We start from the raw sequence: 19,151 nt of genomic DNA, 5'->3' as shown, positions 1-19,151 counted from the left end.
TGTCCGGAAACCATGCCTGGCTTCCGGATATCGATTCAATTTGTATGTTTGCAATACGGTGATCCCGGGCGTATTGGACGTCAATGGGGCCGTTAAAGGATCATTTCACCATGTTTTGAATCTAATCGCAAGTATTTTTGCCAATGTTATTGCATGCCTGCAGCATCCCTGTCACTCACTGGGCGACAGGGACAGCGGATAGAGTGTTGCCGGATCACCTTAGTCCAGTGCGATTTCCTGTAAAAAGGCCTGGCCATATCGGGCCAGTTTAGCCTGTCCGACCCCTGAAATATCCAGCATCTCCTCTTCGCTTCCGGGACGCAGGTTTGCCATTTCTGTCAGTGTCCGGTCAGGAAAAATGACATAGGGCGGTACATCCTGCTCTTTTGCCAGGCGGCTGCGCAGGGCCCGAAGTCGGTCAAACAGTGCCTGATCATTTGCTGTCATGCTAACCATCGAGGTTCCGTTACCCGTGCGTTGCTGGTTTTTCGCCGGTTTGCGCAGCGTGCGCATCAGCACCTTTTCCTGACATCCTCGTTTGAGCAGTGGTGCGGCTTTTGCTGTCAGCTTGAGTACTCCGTAGCCCTCTGTGTCGGCGATGAGATAACCGTGTGCGATCAGTTGCCGGAAAACAGCCCTCCACTCCGGCCCGCTATGCTCCTGGCCGATATTGAATGTCGAGAGTTTGTCGTGACCATTCTGTTTGATACGCTCATCCTGTTTTCCACATAACACATCGATAACGTATTGGGCTCCGAAGCGCTCGCCTGTACGATAGACGCACGAGAGTGCTTTCTGGGTGGAAATCGTGGCATCCCATGTCTTTGGTGGATTCAGGCAGTTATCACAGTTTCCGCAAGGTTTTTCCAGCTGTTCACCAAAATAGGCGAGCAGGGCCACCCTGCGACAGCCGGTAAGTTCGCAAAGCCCCAGCATCGCATCGGTTTTCTGGTGCATGATCCGTTTGAACTGCTCGTCTGCATCACTGTTATCGGTGAACTGGCGAAGATTGATGACATCTTTAAGGCCATATGACATCCATGCATCGGATGGTTTGCCATCGCGTCCGGCCCGTCCTGTCTCCTGATAATAGGATTCAATATTTTTCGGCAGGTTCATGTGCGCGACAAAGCGGACATCCGGTTTATCGATCCCCATGCCAAATGCGATCGTGGCCACCATAATCAAGCCATCCTCGCGCAAAAATCGTTCCTGATGATGGCAGCGTACAGCCTGTGCCAGACCTGCGTGATAAGGCAGTGCTTCCCGCCCCTTGCTGTTCAGCCACTCGGCAATTGATTCGACCCCCTTTCGGCTCAGGCAATAAACAATGCCGGCATGATCCGGGTGTTGCTGTTGCATAAAGCGCCACAGAGCATCGCGGCTTCCGGCACCTTCGTTGATGGCATAATGGATATTGGGACGATCAAAGCTGTTGATAAAGACTTTAGCCTGGTGGAGCGCCAGCTGATCGATGATCTCCTGACGGGTGCGGGCATCGGCAGTGGCGGTCAATGCGATGCGCGGAATATGTGGATAACGTGCATGCAGCATGGAGAGTTGCTGATACTCTTTACGGAAATCATGTCCCCACTGAGACACACAATGGGCTTCATCAATGGCGAACAGAGAGATGTCACAACGGTCGATGAGTTGAAGTGTATAGCCGTTTAACAGTCGCTCCGGTGCCATATAGAGCAGTTTCAGCTGTCCGTTCATCAGATCATGTTCGATCGCTTTCTGTTCCGCCGGCTTCTGTGTTGAGTTCAGAAACGCCGCACTGATACCCAGTTGTTGCAGGGCATCCACCTGATCCTGCATCAGGGCAATCAGCGGAGAAACGACAATGGCGGTGCCATTGCGAACAAGCGCCGGAATCTGATAACAGATGGATTTTCCCCCGCCGGTCGGCATCAGGGTTAATACGTCCTCTCCCTGAATCAGCGCATCGACAATTTCGGCCTGATGATGTCGAAAATCATCGTAGCCGAAGATCTTTTTCAGGGTGCGGCGTGCCTGCCTCATGTCATCGCGCATGAAAGGGCGTTTGATCAGATCAAACATCACGTATCAATCGCAGGTCGGGTTGATAGCGCCGGATGTTCAGATCGGCTGGGGGACGAAAAAATGTCCCAGCAGCCCGAATGCGATCGCCCCAAAGAACCATAGAATCAGAAAAGCGGGAATGGAGGCGATGGCCCACTTCACCATGAAGATGACCATGGAGAAGAATGGCATTTTAATATCGGTAATTGTGACGTGTTGATGATCCATGATTTATTGCTCCTGATCGGTGTGGAGGCCGGAATGACGAAGCAGCGCATCCACGGTTGGTTTTCTGCCACGGAAGGCAATGAATGCATCCATGATGTCACGGCTGCCGCCAATGGAGAGCAACTCGTTGCGTAAGCGGGTGGCTGTATCTGTATTCAGGATCCCCTCCTCTTCAAAGGTGGCATAGACATCGGCCGAGAGTACCTCGGCCCATTTGTAGGAGTAATAGCCGGCGGCATAACCACCGGCGAAAATATGGGAAAAGCTGTTCTGGAACTTGTTAAAGGCAGGCGGGATCAGCACAGCGACTTCACTGCGTACCTTGTCGAGCAGGTTTTGTACTGAATCATTGCCGTCAGGGTTATATTCACTGTGCAGCAACAGGTCGAACAGTGAAAATTCGATCTGGCGCAAAATCATCATGGCTGACTGGAAATTTTTCGCCGCCAGCATCTTGTTGAACAGAGCATCGGGCATGGTTTCACCTGTCTGATAGTGACGGGCGAACATATCGACCACCTCGCGCTCCCAGCAGAAGTTCTCCATGAACTGGCTGGGCAGCTCGACTGCATCCCACGGTACACCGCGAATACCCGATACGCTGAGCTCGTTTACTGTGGTGAGCATATGATGCAGGCCATGGCCAAATTCGTGGAAGAGCGTGGTGACCTCATCATGGGTCCATAGTGCCGGCTTGTCGCCAACCGGTGCATCGAAGTTGCAGACGAGATAGGCAACCGGCAGTTGTAGCGTGCCATCACTTTTCAGCCAGCGGGCCACACATTCATCCATCCATGCGCCACCGCGCTTGTGTGCGCGGGCATATGGATCGAGATAAAATGCTGCAATTTTTTCACCGGTGTTGCTGAATACCTCAAAGAAGCGGGCTGAATCATGCCATTTCGCGACAGACTCCGACTCCCTGATCGATATCCCGTACAGCCGCTCCACAAGCCCGAACATGCCCTGAACCACGTTTTGCTCGGAGAAGTATGGCTTCAGCTCCTCCTGGCTGATGGCGTATTTTTTCAGACGCAGCTTTTCAGAGGCATAGGGAATGTCCCATGCCTGTAAGTCATTCAGGCCAAGCTCATCGGCTGCAAATACGCGCAGTTCCGCGATCTCATGTTCAGCTGCCGGACGGCTTTTTGCTGCAAGCTCGCGCAGAAACGCACTGACCTCATCGGCGCTTTCAGCCATTTTCGAGACCAGCGACGAGGCGGCATAGTGTTCAAATCCAAGCAGTGATGCAGCTTCCTTGCGCAGCTTCAGTATTTCGTCGATGACGCCTGTATTATCAAGCTCGCCGGTCGTAGCGCGTGTGACATAGGCCCGGTACATGGTTTCACGCAGGTTGCGGTTGTCGGCGTATTGCATGAACGGCAGGTAGGATGGAATATCAAGCGTAATCAGCCAGCCGTCCTCTTTCCCGGAATTTGCCGCACGCTGGGATGCTGCTGCCAGGATCGATTCAGGCAGTCCGCTGACATCATCCGCATCGGTGATATGCAGTGAAAAGGCCCGGGTCGCATCGAGAATATGCTGCTCGAATGTGGTTGAAAGTTCGGATGAGCGCATGCGGATGGCTTTAAAACGCTCTTTGGCATCCCCTTCCAGCTCTGCACCGGAGAGTTTGAAATCACGCAAGGCATGCTCGACTACCCGTTGCCGTTCGCCGGACAGGGTGGCGAAATCATCGCGATCGGCAACCTTTCTGATCGCGGCATAGAGCGCTTCATTCTGTCCCAGTTCAGAAGACCACTCGGCCATTTTAGCCACACCCTGCTGATAGACCGGGCGCATCTCATCCGAGTCGCACACGGCATTCAGGTGGCTGACCGGTCCCCATACGCGCCCCAGCATTTCATCCATACTTTCAAGCGGTTGCATCAGGATGTCCCATGAAGGGGCATCAATATCGGTCAGTAATGCTACCTGATTGCGGGCATAAGCGAGTGTAAGCTCCAGTGCCGGCAGCACATGCTCTGCCCTGATACGGTCGAAAAGGGGGAGTTCGGTAAAGATGCCCTGAATGAGCGGGTTATCGGAACAAGTCAGTGTATTCATGCAGTGCACGCTAGAATAAGCGGCAGTTGACGCAAGCCTGACGACTGCCGGCCAGCCCTTGTTTACAGCAGGTCCGGTGAGTTCAAAGTGATCTGGCTTGGTTCAACGATGGCCTGAACGGGAAATTTGCGCGTGGGTGCCTGTTGTTGCCGCCACTCATATACGGTGGCGTTGGCCATGACCTGTTGTACATAGTGGCGTGTTTCATTGAAGGGGATGGTTTCGACCCAAATTTCACCCGTATCGAACGGGGTGCGTTCGAGCCACTGTTTAACCCGATGCGGCCCGGCGTTGTAGGCGGCGGCAGCGAGTGCCAGCTGATCATAGAAGCGCGCCTTCATGTCTGCCAGGTAATGTGATCCCAGACGAATATTCACACGTGGTGAAAACAATGCTTCGTGGCCACCGTGCAGGCGGATTTTTTTGGCAACCATCTTTGCGGTTTTAGGCATCAGTTGCATGAGCCCGCGTGCGCCGGCCGGTGACAGCGCCTGCCTGTTAAACAACGACTCCTGGCGTATGACCCCCCAGATCGATGCGGGGCTCAGCCCCGTTTCTTTTGCCGCCAGCAATACATCCTTCTGGTAATGCAGTGGAAAACGTTCCTCCAGGGCATTCATCGCTCCTGCCCGGTAGGCAGCCCTGATGGCCTGCTCCGGCCACTCCCATGCGGAGGCGATCACAGCCGCTGCTTTCCATTCATCCGGGTTGGCCGCAGCAAGAGCGGCATACCACTCACGATCTGCCTTGCTGTAGCTTTTCAGAGCCAGCCATTCCCGCGCACGTATGACGCCCGAACGCTGTTCCAGCTCTCGAATCATGGCGGGAGATGCTGCTATTTGTTCATTGTCAAAGCTGTATGGAAGGCCCATGCGCTCTGCACCGAGAAAACTGTAATAGCCGCGGCCATTGGCAACAGCAGCGAAAATAGCGTTTGCCTTTTCGTTATCTCCCCTGGCTTGCAGGGCATATCCCCGCCAGTACTGCCAGCGATCTTCCTGCTGTTCTTCTGTCGGCATGGCTTCGATGAACTGCAACAGTTTGGCCCAGTCGTAGTCGAGCATATACATACGTGCCTGCCACGCACGTGTTTCAGCACTCTTCTGTCGATCAGGCAGTTGTTCCAGCCAGCCGGCGGCAACTGTCATATGTTGGCGTGCGGCCCTGAGGGCGATCTCTTTGGCCACCTCATCATAGAAGCCATCGCTGCTGTCAAATGGCATACGGGTTTGAAGCTGCTGCAGCATGGCATAGGCCTGCAGCGGGTCTTTTCTGGCCAGGCGGGTAAGACCATCGCTGATCATGGCCTGGGATAATGCCGTGTACACAGGTGACGATGGCGATAGTGAAGAGGGCCAGCGGGCAAAGGCGGACTGCGGGTTCTTTTGCAAATTGCGCCAGTAGTGCAGCCATTTTTTCTGCTGTTTGCTCATCGGCCCGTCAAGCGCCTCAATATCGCGCCAGTGCCCTTTACCGGCCAGTTTGATGATGCGTGACCAGCGCTCTTCACTGGTGGGATGTCCCTGTCGCAGCCAGGCCTTATGCATACTGATGGAGGTGCCGCTAAATTTGTCGAGGTTGACCCACCGTTTGGAAAACTCGGTCATGGCATGTTCCTGGTTGCCGCTATGCCATTCAGCAACAATCGCCAGCTCGGCCAGCTTTGACTTCAGACGCGGGTGGTGCTCGAGCTGGTTGGCCACCTCTTTCCATTTGCTGCGTTCAGCCAGGCTTTTGACCCATGCCTTACGCAGATCATCTGATTCGGGAATATCGGGGAATAACTCCAGCGTGGCAGCAATTTCAGCATCGTTTTTGCCACTAATCGCTTTTCGCTGCTCCCAGATATCGAGGTAAGGGGATAAAGGGTAATCAGCCAGCTTTTTTTTCAGCGTGGCGTAACGGTCCATATGGTGGGCATCAAGCGCACGGTGGGCCTGTGTAAACCAGTCGCGCTGCTGCTCAATCGTTGCTGCCTGAGTAAAAGGCATGGCGAAAAAACATGACGCAATAACCAACAACACGAACCGCATACCCACCCCTTGCCAACGCTTCGAGCAGCTTAGACGGACTTCCCCGTTAATACCAGCAACGACATTCTGTGACGTGCGCCATTGTGTCATAAAATGGTCACGAAAACGACGGGTTTTCATGATGACGGGAGATTGCCGGCGATTTATTCAGCCGGCGGATTGGCCTGATAAAATGCCAGGGACTCCACGACCTTCCCCTGACGGAAATGTTCTTCGACGATACGATCAATGCCGGCCTCATCGAGGTTGCAATACCAGACACCTTCAGGATGTACGACCATGATGGGACCATCACTGCAGATGCCCAGGCAACCGGCGCGGTTGACGCGCACTGAATCAGGGTCACCCATGACCAGTCCTGCATCTGCCACTTTCTTTTTCAGGTAGTTGAGCAGTGGCAGGTTCTCGCCGCAGCTTTTTCCACAGCACAGGATGGCGTGGCGACGATAAGGTGGCATGACAGGTTTTTTCATGTTTCATCTCTCCAGATAGTCCGTGATGTAACCACATCACCGATAATAACGATGGCTGGCGATTCAGCCTCAAGAGCGCCGGCCGCCGCCTGTTGCAGCGTACCGGTGTTCGTTTGTTCATGCTCTGTGGTTGCGGCATGAATAATAGCAACCGGTGTTTGCACATCCAGACCGGCGCCAAGCAGGCAGCTGGCAATGCGCGGCAGGTTGCGTGCGGCCATATAAAAAACCAGTACCGGAAAGGCTTTGGCAAGTGCTTGCCAGTCCATGCGGCTTTCATCACTGGCTTCATGGCCGGTCAGAAACGCCAGCGTTGCATTCACCGAACGATCGGTGACCGGGATACCGGCCATGGCCGGTGCAGCAACACCGGCGGTGATACCGGGAATAATTCGAAAGCGGATGCCGGCTTGTGCCAGCGCTCTTACCTCTTCGCCACCGCGACCGAACACAAACGGGTCGCCACCTTTCAGGCGAACCACCCGTTTACCGGCTTTTGCCTGTTCGATCAGCATGTCGCAGATATCCGCCTGACTGGCTGACGGGCGCCCGCCGCGTTTACCTGCCGGGATCAGCTCGGCCCCGGTGGCCGCCATGGCCAGCACCTCATCGGATACCAGCGCATCATGGACAATGACATCGCAATCGGAGATCAGTGACGCGGCAGCCAGAGTCAGCAGGGCTGCAGCCCCCGGGCCTGCACCGACCAGCGCGACCTCACCCGCCCGAAGGGGAGCATCAAGCCTCATGATTGTGCTTGCAGGCAACCGGCAATCAATGCAGCAAAACCATCACATTCGCTCAATACCGGTGCGAGCAGGACATCTGTTGCGGAAGCGTCTTCAATCATGGCCTGCAGCCTGCCAAGGGTGTGGCCACCGAACAACAGCATCGGTTGCACGGTTATCGGCCCGACGCCATCGCTCTGCCAGCGATTCAATACACTGGTCAGTGAGGGCTCGGAGTGAAGTGAGGCGGTTGCCACCAGAGAACAGCGGCTGTTGGCGCTGTGAATTGCGGCAACCAGCGGTTCAAAACCGCTATAGCGATAGATGGCAAACAGCGCATGGATGCGTGTACTCTCCCGGGTCAGCTGGTTACAGGCCATGGTGACCAGCTGTTCGGCGTACTCGTTCAGCGATGGCAACAGTGTGGCGCCGGAGGCAGCAACCAGTGCCGGAACATCCTCGCTCAGATGTTTTCCTGCGCCGAGAAACAGCGGCAACACAACACTGCCTGCCGGCAGCCGTTCATCCGACAGAAATGCCGCCCTTACCTCTTCACCGATGAGATTGGATACGCTTTCGGCCAGCATGCGCACCTGTTTGGCATGCGTTGCATCGGAAGAGCCGTGGGCAATCAGAATTTTCATGACTCTATGCCCTTTGAGCAGTTCTGGTATGGTGCCGTTGGCATCATTTTCTCACCTTTGCACGGGATCAGATCAAAACTCGATGCCCTGGGTGGCAGAGATACCTGATTCATATGCGTGCTTGATCATTTTCATCTCGGTGACGGTATCGGCGACTTCGATGACCTCCGCTGCGGCATTGCGGCCGGTCAGAATCAGGTGCATCCATGCCGGTTTTTCATCGCGAATAAATTCGGCGATCTCCTGACCTGATATCCAGCCATATCCTGAGCAGTAATTGATTTCATCCAGAACAATCAGGTCGAACTCATGCGAGCGCACCTTTTCCTTACAGAACTCCCAGATTTCGCGGCTGGTTTTGATGTCCTGTTCGGGGTTTTTCGTGTCCCAGGTAAAGCCGTCACCGAGTGCGTGCCACTCCATGTGAGCGAAAGCCTTTGATGCGCGCTCCTCGCCGGTTTTCCATTTGCCCTTGATAAACTGGATTACGCACACGCTCATGCCCCAGCCGGCAGCGCGAAAGGCCACGCCAAAGGCGGAGGATGATTTACCTTTGCCTTCGCCGGTGTGGACGAGTACGACGCCCTGTCGTTTATCGCGTGCTTTCATGTTTTCTCCCCGTAATCAGGGACAAGCAGTGCTCCCTGTTGTCTGAGTGATGCGCTAAACAGTGCTGTCATTCGGGCCGGATCAAACAGCCCGGCGGCCTCACCATGTTCGGCTCCGCCACGGCCATCTATCAGGATCAAGTGGTCAGCAATAGCCATCGCCTGCTGCAAATCATGCAATACCGTGATTATGGTGCGACCCTTGTCGCGTTGTGACTTTAGCATCTCGATACACTGAATCTGGTGTTTGAGGTCAAGGTGGGCGGTGGGTTCATCCAGTAACCAGAGTGGTGTGTCGCGCAACATCAGGGCTGCAAGTTCGGTGCGCTGGCGCTCGCCACTGGAGAGCTGACCGAGCGGGCGGGATAACAGATGGTTGATATCCATGCCGGTCGCGACACTCTCGATCTCATCTTTCGCATCGGTGCCAGCCAGCTCAAGGCGCTGCTGAACCGTCAACCCGAACTCGGTGGGTGGCAGCTCGCCCTGCCATGAGATTTGTCCGGTCAGTTCATGCCGGCTGAAGTTTGCCAGCGGACGACCTGCCAGCGTGATGGAGCCGCTGGCCTCAATCAGCCGTGCTATGGCCAGTAGCAGACTCGATTTTCCTGCCCCGTTGGGGCCGAGCACGACCGTGATCTCACCGGCATGAAGTTCACAGCTCAGCTGAGAGAGCAGGACTCTGTCACCACGTCGGATCGATACATCTGTCAGTTGCATGCGTGCGGACATTTAACCGCGCCTCAACAGCAGCAGGAGAAATACCGGTACGCCGATGATGGCCGTAAGTACGCCGACCGGCAGTTCGGCCGGTGCAATGATGGTGCGGGCGGTGGTATCGGCCAGCAACAATAGCAGGCCGCCGCCGATCGCTGAGGCAGGCAGTACCGCTTTGTGCAGTGAGCCGAAAATCAGACGCATTAAATGCGGAACCACCAGGCCGACAAAGCCGATGGTGCCGGCTGCTGTGACTGACAGTGCCGTGACGGCAGAGGCAAGCCATAACAGCCGTGTACGCAGCTGCTTCACGTTGACACCGAGGGCTTCGGCATGGCGTTCGCCAAGCAGCAGCTTATCCAGTGAACGGGAGAGCATCAGGCCGCATGAGAGTGCGATGGCCCATGCCAGTAACAGGACCGGAACAGGTACGTCACTGTGGGAGAGATCCCCCATCATCCAGGCGAAGGCACGAAACAGTCCCTGCTCGGGTAACAGAGCCAGCAGCAGAGCCAGGATTGCCGACCAGAATGCGGCCAGCACGACACCGGCCAGTAACATGCGGCTGGCACCGAGCCGGGAGAAAAGCATGACGGCAATGATGCCGATCCAGGCACCGGCAAAAGCGCCGAGCGACATAGCCCAGGCGGATTCAGGCAGGATCATCAAGCCCGTGACGGCTCCGGCAGAGGCCGATCCCGCCACCCCCAGCACATAGGGTTCAGCCAGCGGGTTGCCCAATAACACCTGAAACCATGCTCCCGCCAGTGCCAGCAGCCCGCCTACGGCAAAAGCAACCAGTACGCGGGGAAGTCTTAGTTGCCAAAGAATAACGGCATCCTGTCCTGTTGCATCCAGCGGATTCATCCACTGCTGACCGACGGCCAGCCCCAGTAGCAGACAGGCTGCCAGAGCAAGCAGGAGTGCACCCCAGCGCAGCATCAGAGCAGGCCAAGGCCGAGCAGCATCATGCACTCGCAATATTCGATGCCGGCACCGAGACAGTCACCGCTCATCCCTCCCAGTCGCCGCTGCAGGTAGCTTCGCCACAGCAGCAGGGAGCACAGCGCGATAAGGGCAAACAGCAGTGAGACAGCAACCAGCGACAGGAAGAAAAGAGCCGCGCCCCAGCCTCTGTATATGTTGGCGTTGACCTGCCATACGAAGGTTTCGCCACTGCCCGGGGCCAGCGGATTCAGCGTTTGTGACCAGTAGATAGCCCCGAGTCTTGCCCAGGCCGGTATCAACAGCAGTGCCCACAGGTTGGCGGCCGGTGATTCGAGCAGCCAGGCAACGGCGATCAGTTTGGTGAGCAGAATGGAAACGATCGCCATGACGCCGAACGCACCGGTGTGCGGATCTTTCATGACGGCCAGCAAGCGCTCCGGGTCACGATGTGCAGCTCCCAGTCCATCAGCGAGATCGGCTGCGCCATCGAGGTGCAGACCACCAGTGATGGCAATCCATAACAGCACCGCCAGCAGAGCGGCCATCAACGGATTTGCATGCAGGCCGATGCTGGCGATGCCGATGATGAACAGGCCGATGCAGAGTCCGACCACCGGGAACCAGACGGCGGAAGAGGAGAGCTCCTCTTTTTTAAAGTCGGCCAGTTGCGGTGTGGGCAGGCGGGTCAGAAACTGAAAGGCAAGAATCACTCCGCGCACACGGGCTCCCTGTTCATAAACAGCAACCTCGGCTGATGCCCGTCAAGCAGGGAGATCCGGCTGCATGAGGCATATGGCAGGTGTAGCCGCCAGAGCGCATGCATGGGCATCTCGAGTGTATGGGCGAGCAAGACCCGGATGACGCCGCCATGCGCGACGAGCAGTCGGTTTTTTCCACTATCGTTTTGAATCCATGTATGCCAGCAGTCGATGACGCGCTGGCTGAATTCGTCAAATGACTCCCCGCCGGGTGGCCTGATACCAACAGGGGAGTCCCAGAACTGCTGTAACAGCTGTTTTTCTTCGCCGCAGATATCATCGAAGCTCCTGTTTTCCCAATCACCAAAGTCCATTTCGGCCATGTCAGTGAGTGTGAGCAACGGGAGTTGATGCTGATGGCTCAGCTCTTCGGCAAACAGGCGGCAGCGTTGCAGCGGAGATGTGGCAATCCGATCGATTGGCTCCAGATGATTCGTTACAGCTCTCATCTGGCTCCAGCCGCGTGTTGAGAGCGGCACATCGGTACTGCCGCGAAAGGCCCACCCGTTTGCATTCACCTCGCCATGACGGAGCAGTGTAATGACAATCGGGTCACTCATCTTTATCGGTGACCCCGGCGCTTGCAAATGTGGCCATTTCGTTGTGCAGGGCGATGGCCGATTGCAGTAGCGGTACGATCAGCGCTGCACCGGATCCCTCCCCCAGGCGCATGCCGAAGTCGATCATGGGTGAAAGCCCCAGTGCATTCAGTGCGATGTGATGACCATTTTCACGTGAAACGTGGCTGGCCAGCATCCATCCGGTTACCTGTGGCTCCATGACCCGTGCGGCCAGTGCCGCAGCCGCAGCAATAAAACCGTCAACGACGACAGGCACGCCCGCCTCTGCCGCCTGCAGATAAAAGCCGGCCATAGCGGCAATCTCCAGCCCGCCAACCTGTTGCAGTACCGCTTCATCCGGGCAGTTACCGATGCGTGCCAGCGCGCGTGAAACAATATCCACCTTCAACTGGCGTCCATGGCTGTCAACGCCTGTGCCGAAACCGACCACTGCATCAGCTGTTGCGCCGCTAAACCGGCAAATCAGGCAGGCCGATGCCGTGGTGTTACCAATACCCATATCGCCTGCAATGAGCAGATTCGCACCTTTGGCGATTGCTTCGCATGCGATCCTGCGACCTGTGTGGATGGCGGCCAGACACTCGGCTTCCCCCATGGCGGCTTCATGCAGCAGATTAGCTGTACCTCTGCGAACGTTGTTGTGCTCGATGCCCTCGATCCCGGAAAGATCGACCATGACGCCGACATCGACGACTGCGAGCGTGGCCCCGATCTGGCGGGCCAGCACATTGATTGCGGCCCCACCGCGGGCAAAGTTTTTCACCATTTCACCCGTTACGACCGATGGATAGGCCGATACCCCCTCATCGCAAACGCCGTGATCGCCGGCAAACACTGCGATATGCGGCTGCAGTGGATCAGGCAGCTCTTTGCCCTGACGGGCGGCAAACCAGCAGGCGATATCTTCGAGCCGCCCCAGTGCACCGCGTGGTTTGGTGAGTTGATCCTGATGGGCTCGGGCCCGTTGTTCTTTTTCAGCATGGATGACAGCAATCGTCACTCTTTCTCTCCCTTTAAGCAGATTGGCAGTCCCGCTGCGACAAACTCCACACGTTGTGCGACCATGGCAACGGCCTGGTTCAAGCGCCCCTGCGCATCACGGAAGGCGCGCCCGAGCGACGATTCAGGCACCAGCCCCATGCCGACCTCGTTGGAGACCAGAATGATATTACCCTCACAGTGTTTCAGCGTGTGACACAGCCGCATGGCTTCTGCCTCAGGGTCCATTTCCGCCTGCAGCAGATTGGCAAGCCACAGGGTCAGGCAATCGACCAGCACGGTCGAGCCGTAACCGGCCTGTTGTTCCAGCACAGCGGCAATGGCGATCTCCTCTTCGATGACCCGCCAGCGTTCGCCGCGTTGCTGACGGTGGTGATGGATGCGGGCACTCCATTCGTCATCGCCTTCGATCAACGGTGCGGTTGCGATATAAAGCGGGTGGTCGCTATGGGTAAAGGCAATGGTTTCAGCCCGGCGGCTTTTGCCACTGCGGGCTCCGCCGAGAATCAGTGTGACAGGCATGGTGATATATCCCTCATTTCACTTGCGTTGGGCGATTTGTTTCAGCCAGGACATGGCATCGGGTGTCGCCAGCCACAAATCGCGTGCATGCTCGCGGTAGTACCATGCTTCATCTTCGCCGCCGAGCGAGATATATCCCGGATGCAGCTGTTTGGGCTCCTTCATTCGCGTGCGCTGCAAGGTATCGACAATGCGCGGCGATTGCCTGATCGCCTGCATCAGACGTTTGTCGGCCTCGCTGCGCTTTCCCAATCTGAACAATGCCAGCGCGTAGCCAAAATTGATGCTGACGTCGAAATCTTCCGGGTAGTGTCGGGCGAGCTCGACGGCATCCTGATTGCGCCCCAGCTGCAGATAGCGATTGATCACCAGCGAACGCATGCCCTGATTGTCATTGGGATTCAGCCTCAGCAGCCATTCGCGTATCTCCAGCGACTCCTTATCGCTATCCAGCTCTTCCATGGTGTCGGCCAGAAAACCGAGAACGCGCAGTGCCGGCCGGTTCTCCAGGGCAGCCCACGCAAATGGTTGTTGTGGCACCATCGGCAGCAGCGCCTTGATCTGCAGCATGGCCAGCATTACCAGTGGTTGAAACACAGCCCGAGGGTTGGGGGTATCCAGGTCATAAACGGCCCCGATCAGATCATCAATGACATTGATGCTTCCTGCCAGTTGCGGATGTTGTTCCAGCAGTTTCAGCCATGGTCCGGGCTGTTGCCATAAATCTTCGTGGCTCAATACCAGCTGTTCCCACTGCCGTAACAGTGTACCTGCTTCCCTGTTTTTTGGTTCGACAATGCATAAATCGTTGTGGCAGACGGTTTTATGCATCAGGGCGGGCGGATTGCGCATGGCATTTTGCAACCAGCCAATCAGACGGCCGGCGCCGGGATTCAGCTGATCCACCAGCGGGGCCATTGCCGTCGGCGAATCGGAGATCATTTGTTTGATCAGATCAATAAGCTCATCGAGTTCGCCGGCCCGGTTCATGCCGGCCAGCCGTTTGAGCCAGTATTTACCCCGTTGCTGCATCTGATCGGTTTTCCCCTGTTGCATCAGCAATAGCAACTCCAGATGACTCAATGACGGGTTATTGGGATCCAGTCTCTGAGCCGTCTGAAAATAGGCCCATGCCTCAGCATCCTTACCCTGATCCCCCAGTATCGTGCACTGTCTGTGCAGTGCCGTTGCCTGCAACACCTTGCTCGGATGGGCCATGAAGCGTTTGATCAGGGCGCTCTTTTTGCGCGGTTTATCGAGCAGGCTGCAGAGTTCGAACATGGCATCTAGCGCCACCTCATCGCGATGATCAAGAAGATGATCATCCTGTTTAAAAATCGGTTCGAGCATCATCAATGCGCGGTTTGCCATCGCCTCATCTTCACGCATCCATGATGATGCAATATAGCCCAGCGCCATATGCGGCAGATGTTGCCATGCCTGTTTCAGCTCGGCCTGCGTGACGACCTCCAGCATCAGCGCGGTCATCAGATTGGCGGAAATTCCGGGCATCCCTTCATGCCCCAGGCGCGCGCAACACTGTTTGAGCTTTTTGCCGGAACCGCACAGGCAGGGATCATTGCGTTTGGGCTCCGGCAACGGCAACGGGCGAAAATGGTTCGATGGCAATGGTGTGGCATTCCAAATCTGAATGGCAAACAGCCGCGCCAGCCGACGCAGCTCTGCAGCGTTTTCAATATTCAGACGCTCGAAAAACGGGAAGAAATCTTCACTGGCCAGCAATGAAAACAGATCAATAAACCGCTGCGCATCCGGATCGCAATTGCGGATAAAATTTGCTGCCTCAAACAGCATATCCTGGAAGTCATCCATAAACGCTTCGCTCAATTCATCGTCCATGTCATCGATTGTCATCTCTTCTCCTCGTCACCATAACTTGCAATCGCTCGACCAATTTTGGCCCATCGGTTTGAAGTATCTGCATCTTGTATCGACCACGAATCTCATTGCACAAAACAAGATCAGGCATTACTGCTCTGCGTACATTCCAAGCTAGGCCTTTAATGTGCCAAATAGGGAATCAATTTCACTATCTGAGCAATCCTGTGTACCTCTGACATTGACGGGTTCTTCATCAGGACTCCAGCTATCGGTTTCATCAAATTCTTTTTTGGCAGCAAAATCTACGATCATCTCTTTAGCCTCTGAGATATCTACCCCTAGGTATTCTCCAATTTCCTCGACCTTTCCAGCCTCATGCCGAAGTTCCTCCGGGTCATCGATGCCTAGGTTGCCGCTCACCAAATCATCGGCATATTCATAAGCGAAGTCTTGATAGGTGCTTTGCACCGTCTCAATCTCTGCGGGAGAAAAGACTTCAGGGAAGCTCTCAATCACGCTTGCAAGAGTTTCAAAGTCATCGCAATCAGATGGGTTATTTAATGCTGTAATTTTCAGAGCCGTTATAAACTTTCTACCATATTCGCTTGAGAGAAAGCCCATTGAACTCAAAGCTTCAGAAGCTCTTATGCATGAAGCTGTCGTGATGCCTCCCGTCAACAGTTGTTTAGCCAGAGTTTCGATCTGAGACTCTATGAATTGAACCTGCTTTGCTGCATCAACGTGTTTCAGTGTTTCGACTAGTTGAGCCAGACGATCAGCCTTATTTACCGCAGGATTTAATGTGTGCCACCATCCGAGGCTTGGGCCACAACCAGGACTATTAAAGAGCGTCTTCATGCGATCAATAATGGATGTCGCATGGTTCTTTAGCAGGGACATGGGAACGTGTGCTTTTTCTTCATTTAACACTTTTGAGAACCACTCAGCTTGTTCAAAATACACAAGTGCACTAACAACTTCTTTCAGACTTTCTCCAGAAAGCAAAACGTTTTGCATGAAGTCACGTATCGATGGGTTCTGGAATGCAACCAACAATAGCTCTCCATCTCTGCTTGTGTTCACAAACGTGCCGTCCAATTCTTTAAGCGCTTTCTTGAAATCAGCACACGAATGAGGGACTCCATAGCGGGAACATTGGGCGCTGTGAAATGCCTCAAATGCATGCTCCAAATGTTCTCTGACCACCTTTGTTGGAAGCGTAGTTAGCACGAACATGAGATGGCGCGCAGCATCTGATATCTGGTTTCTAAATGCGTGCTCCCAAATGGCAGATGGATTGTCCAAGTGCCCTAAAAAATATTGGATGTATTCTTTTGGTGAGGTGCTTCCAATCCATGTCAGCGAAGTCAGGCATTCAATCAATCTAGGATTGTAATTCTTGTGGTCTATTATCTTGAGATAAGCGCGCTCGGCTATCAACGCTTCCTGATATTCATGGGGAAGGTCTGAAAAGTGAATATGATTATACAATATTTCAGCCCGAATCCGGCGCGAATATTTAGACAGATCAATGACACACGTTTGGTGGTCGAAAGCCACTCTATCCAACTTTTCATAGTGAAGTTTGGCCTGATTGAGTATGTATTCTCTAGTAGTTAGAACCATAACTGAGTCTTTGGAATCTCGGACGCTGGCCATGAAATCCAACAGCTTTTGATCCTCATTCTTATTCAGTTTGTCGGCCTGTGCTGTCTGCCCTAAAAAATCATCATAGTAATAGAATCTAGGCCTGTTGTGATAGCTAACAGCACGTGCCTCGGATATATCACTCTCAATCTTCACCACATCGAATTTTTTGTCCTGAAAGTACAGAAGAAGCATTCGGGCTAGCGTCGTTTTTCCAATCCCAGGTTGCCCGGAAATGATACAGACACGATGTTTGTGCAATATCTCTAATGCTTCATCAAAACTGGGATTACGCACATATAGTTTTGCTGCCGCGATTGTTCGCTCAACCTCTTCACGCGAAACTACGTGTGTACCTGAATTAATGAGCGTCTCCAGAACGCCGGTTGATGTGCACCATAATTTGATATGTCGTCGCTCAATTTCCCCATGTTTGCCAAGTATGGAATTCAGGCGCTCTCGACCGTAAATATCATTAGTCGATTTTACATATGGCAATAGCAGCGCTTGGAGTTCATCAACCTGTTGAGGAGAAAGGGATACCGATGTCACCAGAATGTATCTGTCTGGATTCAGTTTTCTTACTTTATCGACTTCAGAACGTTTCAACGATGCTTTGAGATCTGAAAACTTTGAATATCGTTTGCACTGTACAATTGTTGACTGCTGACTGTTATCTGTCCCATTCAAAGGTGAACCAGACCCGCTGACTGGCGCATATCGAAGGTCAATTCCTTTATCTCTTCCTTCGCTGAAATTCTCCAAACTTATACCTAGCTCCGCCTCCAATAGATCTTTTGACAGGAGCTCGAAATCCAAAGGGGAAAGGGAGTTCGTGAAATCGTACTTAGCCATGGCTAACTCTTCGTGGCACTTTCAATAAATTGCGCCTGTAGCCTCAGGCGATCCGGTTCCAGCTCATATTTCAGCTCTGCCTCGGTGGGCAGGTAGGGCAGATACTTGGCGGCAAAGAGTTGTTCGCTGTCGGTGAGTACCGAATATTTCACCACCGCTTCGCTTTTCTGACTGCACAGAATCAGGCCGATGGTTGGGTGGTCGCCTTCCGGGCGGTGATGCTGATCGTAGATGCGAACATAGCTGTCCATCTGTCCGACATCCTGATGGGTGAGATTTCGGTAGTGGGTCCAACTCAATTTGTGACTCGCTGCGTCCCATATTGGAAAGCAACTGTAGCCGTAGTTCCCCCCAGGCTCCCTGAAATAGTAATTGGTCATGATGCTTTTGATTTATCCATACCGATATCTTCGCCCAGTTCCCGTTCTATCTGCTCGATGCTGGGCAAACTGGTTTGCAGCTCGGGCGGCAGAGATGCCACCAGTTGGTACTCAGCCACGCCGATGGGTTGCGCATTGTCGCGAAGCGCATATTCGGCGACGATCTTGTTTTTGCTTTTGCACAGCAGCATGCCGATGGTCGGGCCGTCGCGAGCGTCTTTGACTTGCGCATCCACGGCGGTGAGGTAAAAGCCCAACTGGCCGAGGTGCTCCGGTTTGAATTTCCCGGCCTTCAGTTCGATAACCACGTAGCAACGCAATTTGAGATGGTAGAAGAGCAGATCGATGAAAAACTCGTCGCCGCCCACATTCAGCAACACCTGCCGCCCGACAAAAGCAAAGCCTGCACCCAACTCCAGCAGGAATTCGGTAACATGGTTTACCAGCGCATGCTCGATCTCACGCTCCTGCGCCTCCTCTGTAAGGTTCAGAAAGTCGAAACGATAGGGGTCTTTCAGAGATTCACGGGCCAGATCGGATTGGGGTTTGGGCAGACAGGCAGAGAAATTGGTTACTGCCTGGCCGCTGCGCTCCAGCAACCGACTTTCGATCTGCATGGCTAATACGTTTCGCGACCAGTTGTTTTCAATAGCTTTTACGGCATACCAATGGCGCTCTTGCGGTGTGTTCAGCCTGTCGAGCAAGACCACATTGTGACCCCACGGAATTTGTGCAACAACCTGTTGCACAAATTCCGCGTCGGACCATGCCTCGGCGAACGCACGCATATATTTCAGGTTACGTGGCGAAAAACCCTTCATTTCCGGAAAGGCTAAGCGCAAATCTTGCGCCAGACGTTCGATGACCTTGGCCCCCCACCCTGCCTGGGCTTGCCGCGCCAGAATATCGCGTCCGATCTGCCAGTAGAGCAGCACCAGCTCCCGGTTGACCGCCAGCGTAGCGCGCTGCTGGGCGGAGTGGATGCGCGTTTTGAGTTCGGTCAGCCAGTCTGCATAGCCTTCCGGTATCGGGGTCAATCGGGCGGGTTGGTCGTTCATGCCGCTATCTCCAGGTT

Annotated in this window: 17 protein-coding genes and 1 pseudogene; all 18 read right to left on the bottom strand. The window is 54.4% G+C overall.

Annotated elements, in window-relative coordinates:
- Positions 1 to 219: 219 nt before the first annotated feature.
- The gene (gene recQ / locus FEF65_RS03420) at positions 220 to 2,064 is read right to left on the bottom strand and encodes a DNA helicase RecQ (protein ID WP_238701155.1); all 1,845 of its coding nucleotides are present in this window, start codon (positions 2,062 to 2,064) and stop codon (positions 220 to 222) included.
- A gap of 39 nt (positions 2,065 to 2,103) precedes the next feature.
- On the bottom strand, positions 2,104 to 2,274 hold the full coding sequence (locus FEF65_RS13475) for a hypothetical protein (RefSeq protein WP_162847932.1): 171 nt from the start codon (positions 2,272 to 2,274) through the stop codon (positions 2,104 to 2,106).
- A 3-nt stretch (positions 2,275 to 2,277) separates the two neighbouring features.
- Positions 2,278 to 4,341: a M3 family metallopeptidase gene (locus FEF65_RS03415; protein ID WP_138238376.1), complete on the bottom strand. Its 2,064-nt coding sequence runs from the start codon at positions 4,339 to 4,341 to the stop codon at positions 2,278 to 2,280.
- A gap of 62 nt (positions 4,342 to 4,403) precedes the next feature.
- Complete coding sequence (locus FEF65_RS03410; RefSeq protein WP_238701147.1) at positions 4,404 to 6,332, bottom strand: transglycosylase SLT domain-containing protein; 1,929 nt, start codon at positions 6,330 to 6,332, stop codon at positions 4,404 to 4,406.
- 185 nt (positions 6,333 to 6,517) lie between these two features.
- On the bottom strand, positions 6,518 to 6,847 hold the full coding sequence (locus FEF65_RS03405; protein ID WP_138238374.1) for a (2Fe-2S) ferredoxin domain-containing protein: 330 nt from the start codon (positions 6,845 to 6,847) through the stop codon (positions 6,518 to 6,520).
- Positions 6,844 to 7,596 (bottom strand): uroporphyrinogen-III C-methyltransferase, encoded by a 753-nt coding sequence (gene cobA / locus FEF65_RS03400; RefSeq protein WP_138238373.1) that lies wholly within the window; start codon positions 7,594 to 7,596, stop codon positions 6,844 to 6,846. Before cobA ends, FEF65_RS03405 begins: the two co-directional genes overlap by 4 nt.
- On the bottom strand, positions 7,593 to 8,219 hold the full coding sequence (locus FEF65_RS03395) for a sirohydrochlorin chelatase (RefSeq protein WP_138238372.1): 627 nt from the start codon (positions 8,217 to 8,219) through the stop codon (positions 7,593 to 7,595). Before FEF65_RS03395 ends, cobA begins: the two co-directional genes overlap by 4 nt.
- A gap of 72 nt (positions 8,220 to 8,291) precedes the next feature.
- Positions 8,292 to 8,828 carry a cob(I)yrinic acid a,c-diamide adenosyltransferase gene (gene cobO / locus FEF65_RS03390; protein ID WP_138238371.1) on the bottom strand — a complete coding sequence of 179 codons (537 nt, stop codon included), beginning with the start codon at positions 8,826 to 8,828 and terminating at the stop codon, positions 8,292 to 8,294.
- On the bottom strand, positions 8,825 to 9,559 hold the full coding sequence (locus FEF65_RS03385; protein ID WP_138238370.1) for an ABC transporter ATP-binding protein: 735 nt from the start codon (positions 9,557 to 9,559) through the stop codon (positions 8,825 to 8,827). The genes cobO and FEF65_RS03385 overlap by 4 nt, the downstream gene beginning before the upstream one ends.
- Positions 9,560 to 10,486 carry a FecCD family ABC transporter permease gene (locus FEF65_RS03380; protein WP_138238369.1) on the bottom strand — a complete coding sequence of 309 codons (927 nt, stop codon included), beginning with the start codon at positions 10,484 to 10,486 and terminating at the stop codon, positions 9,560 to 9,562.
- Positions 10,486 to 11,211, bottom strand: a complete 726-nt coding sequence (gene cobS, locus FEF65_RS03375; RefSeq protein WP_138238368.1) for an adenosylcobinamide-GDP ribazoletransferase — start codon at positions 11,209 to 11,211, stop codon at positions 10,486 to 10,488. Before cobS ends, FEF65_RS03380 begins: the two co-directional genes overlap by 1 nt.
- Positions 11,199 to 11,810, bottom strand: a complete 612-nt coding sequence (gene cobC, locus FEF65_RS03370) for an alpha-ribazole phosphatase (RefSeq protein ID WP_138238367.1) — start codon at positions 11,808 to 11,810, stop codon at positions 11,199 to 11,201. Before cobC ends, cobS begins: the two co-directional genes overlap by 13 nt.
- Positions 11,803 to 12,831 carry a nicotinate-nucleotide--dimethylbenzimidazole phosphoribosyltransferase gene (cobT, locus tag FEF65_RS03365; protein WP_138238366.1) on the bottom strand — a complete coding sequence of 343 codons (1,029 nt, stop codon included), beginning with the start codon at positions 12,829 to 12,831 and terminating at the stop codon, positions 11,803 to 11,805. The genes cobC and cobT overlap by 8 nt, the downstream gene beginning before the upstream one ends.
- On the bottom strand, positions 12,828 to 13,352 hold the full coding sequence (gene cobU, locus FEF65_RS03360; protein ID WP_138238365.1) for a bifunctional adenosylcobinamide kinase/adenosylcobinamide-phosphate guanylyltransferase: 525 nt from the start codon (positions 13,350 to 13,352) through the stop codon (positions 12,828 to 12,830). The genes cobT and cobU overlap by 4 nt, the downstream gene beginning before the upstream one ends.
- A gap of 18 nt (positions 13,353 to 13,370) precedes the next feature.
- Complete coding sequence (locus FEF65_RS03355; RefSeq protein WP_138238364.1) at positions 13,371 to 15,227, bottom strand: SEC-C metal-binding domain-containing protein; 1,857 nt, start codon at positions 15,225 to 15,227, stop codon at positions 13,371 to 13,373.
- Between the two features lie 138 nt (positions 15,228 to 15,365).
- The gene (locus tag FEF65_RS03350; RefSeq protein ID WP_138238363.1) at positions 15,366 to 17,696 is read right to left on the bottom strand and encodes an nSTAND3 domain-containing NTPase; all 2,331 of its coding nucleotides are present in this window, start codon (positions 17,694 to 17,696) and stop codon (positions 15,366 to 15,368) included.
- 2 nt (positions 17,697 to 17,698) lie between these two features.
- Positions 17,699 to 18,043, bottom strand: a pseudogene (locus FEF65_RS03345) (PDDEXK nuclease domain-containing protein); the annotation flags it as partial.
- Positions 18,044 to 18,072: 29 nt separating this feature from the next.
- On the bottom strand, positions 18,073 to 19,134 hold the full coding sequence (locus FEF65_RS03340; protein WP_138238362.1) for a PDDEXK nuclease domain-containing protein: 1,062 nt from the start codon (positions 19,132 to 19,134) through the stop codon (positions 18,073 to 18,075).
- Between the last annotated feature and the right edge of the window lie 17 nt (positions 19,135 to 19,151).

The organism is Mariprofundus erugo (genome assembly GCF_005818865.1).
GTDB lineage: Bacteria > Pseudomonadota > Zetaproteobacteria > Mariprofundales > Mariprofundaceae > Mariprofundus > Mariprofundus erugo.
Note: the sequence above shows the minus strand (reverse complement) of the source record. Positions and strands in the feature narration are given on the sequence as shown.

Bases quoted from the DNA above. Each gene is read 5' to 3' on its own strand.
- cobU (WP_138238365.1), bottom strand. From the start codon at position 13,352: ATGCCTGTCACACTGATTCTCGGCGGAGCCCGCAGTGGCAAAAGCCGC.
- cobA (WP_138238373.1), bottom strand. From the start codon at position 7,596: ATGAGGCTTGATGCTCCCCTTCGGGCGGGTGAGGTCGCGCTGGTCGGT.
- FEF65_RS03415 (WP_138238376.1), bottom strand. From the start codon at position 4,341: ATGAATACACTGACTTGTTCCGATAACCCGCTCATTCAGGGCATCTTT.
- cobC (WP_138238367.1), bottom strand. From the start codon at position 11,810: ATGAGTGACCCGATTGTCATTACACTGCTCCGTCATGGCGAGGTGAAT.
- FEF65_RS03380 (WP_138238369.1), bottom strand. From the start codon at position 10,486: ATGCTGCGCTGGGGTGCACTCCTGCTTGCTCTGGCAGCCTGTCTGCTA.
- FEF65_RS03350 (WP_138238363.1), bottom strand. From the start codon at position 17,696: ATGGCTAAGTACGATTTCACGAACTCCCTTTCCCCTTTGGATTTCGAG.
- FEF65_RS03355 (WP_138238364.1), bottom strand. From the start codon at position 15,227: ATGACAATCGATGACATGGACGATGAATTGAGCGAAGCGTTTATGGAT.
- FEF65_RS13475 (WP_162847932.1), bottom strand. From the start codon at position 2,274: ATGGATCATCAACACGTCACAATTACCGATATTAAAATGCCATTCTTC.
- FEF65_RS03395 (WP_138238372.1), bottom strand. From the start codon at position 8,219: ATGAAAATTCTGATTGCCCACGGCTCTTCCGATGCAACGCATGCCAAA.
- FEF65_RS03340 (WP_138238362.1), bottom strand. From the start codon at position 19,134: ATGAACGACCAACCCGCCCGATTGACCCCGATACCGGAAGGCTATGCA.
- FEF65_RS03410 (WP_238701147.1), bottom strand. From the start codon at position 6,332: ATGCCTTTTACTCAGGCAGCAACGATTGAGCAGCAGCGCGACTGGTTT.
- FEF65_RS03385 (WP_138238370.1), bottom strand. From the start codon at position 9,559: ATGTCCGCACGCATGCAACTGACAGATGTATCGATCCGACGTGGTGAC.
- recQ (WP_238701155.1), bottom strand. From the start codon at position 2,064: ATGTTTGATCTGATCAAACGCCCTTTCATGCGCGATGACATGAGGCAG.
- cobO (WP_138238371.1), bottom strand. From the start codon at position 8,828: ATGAAAGCACGCGATAAACGACAGGGCGTCGTACTCGTCCACACCGGC.
- FEF65_RS03405 (WP_138238374.1), bottom strand. From the start codon at position 6,847: ATGAAAAAACCTGTCATGCCACCTTATCGTCGCCACGCCATCCTGTGC.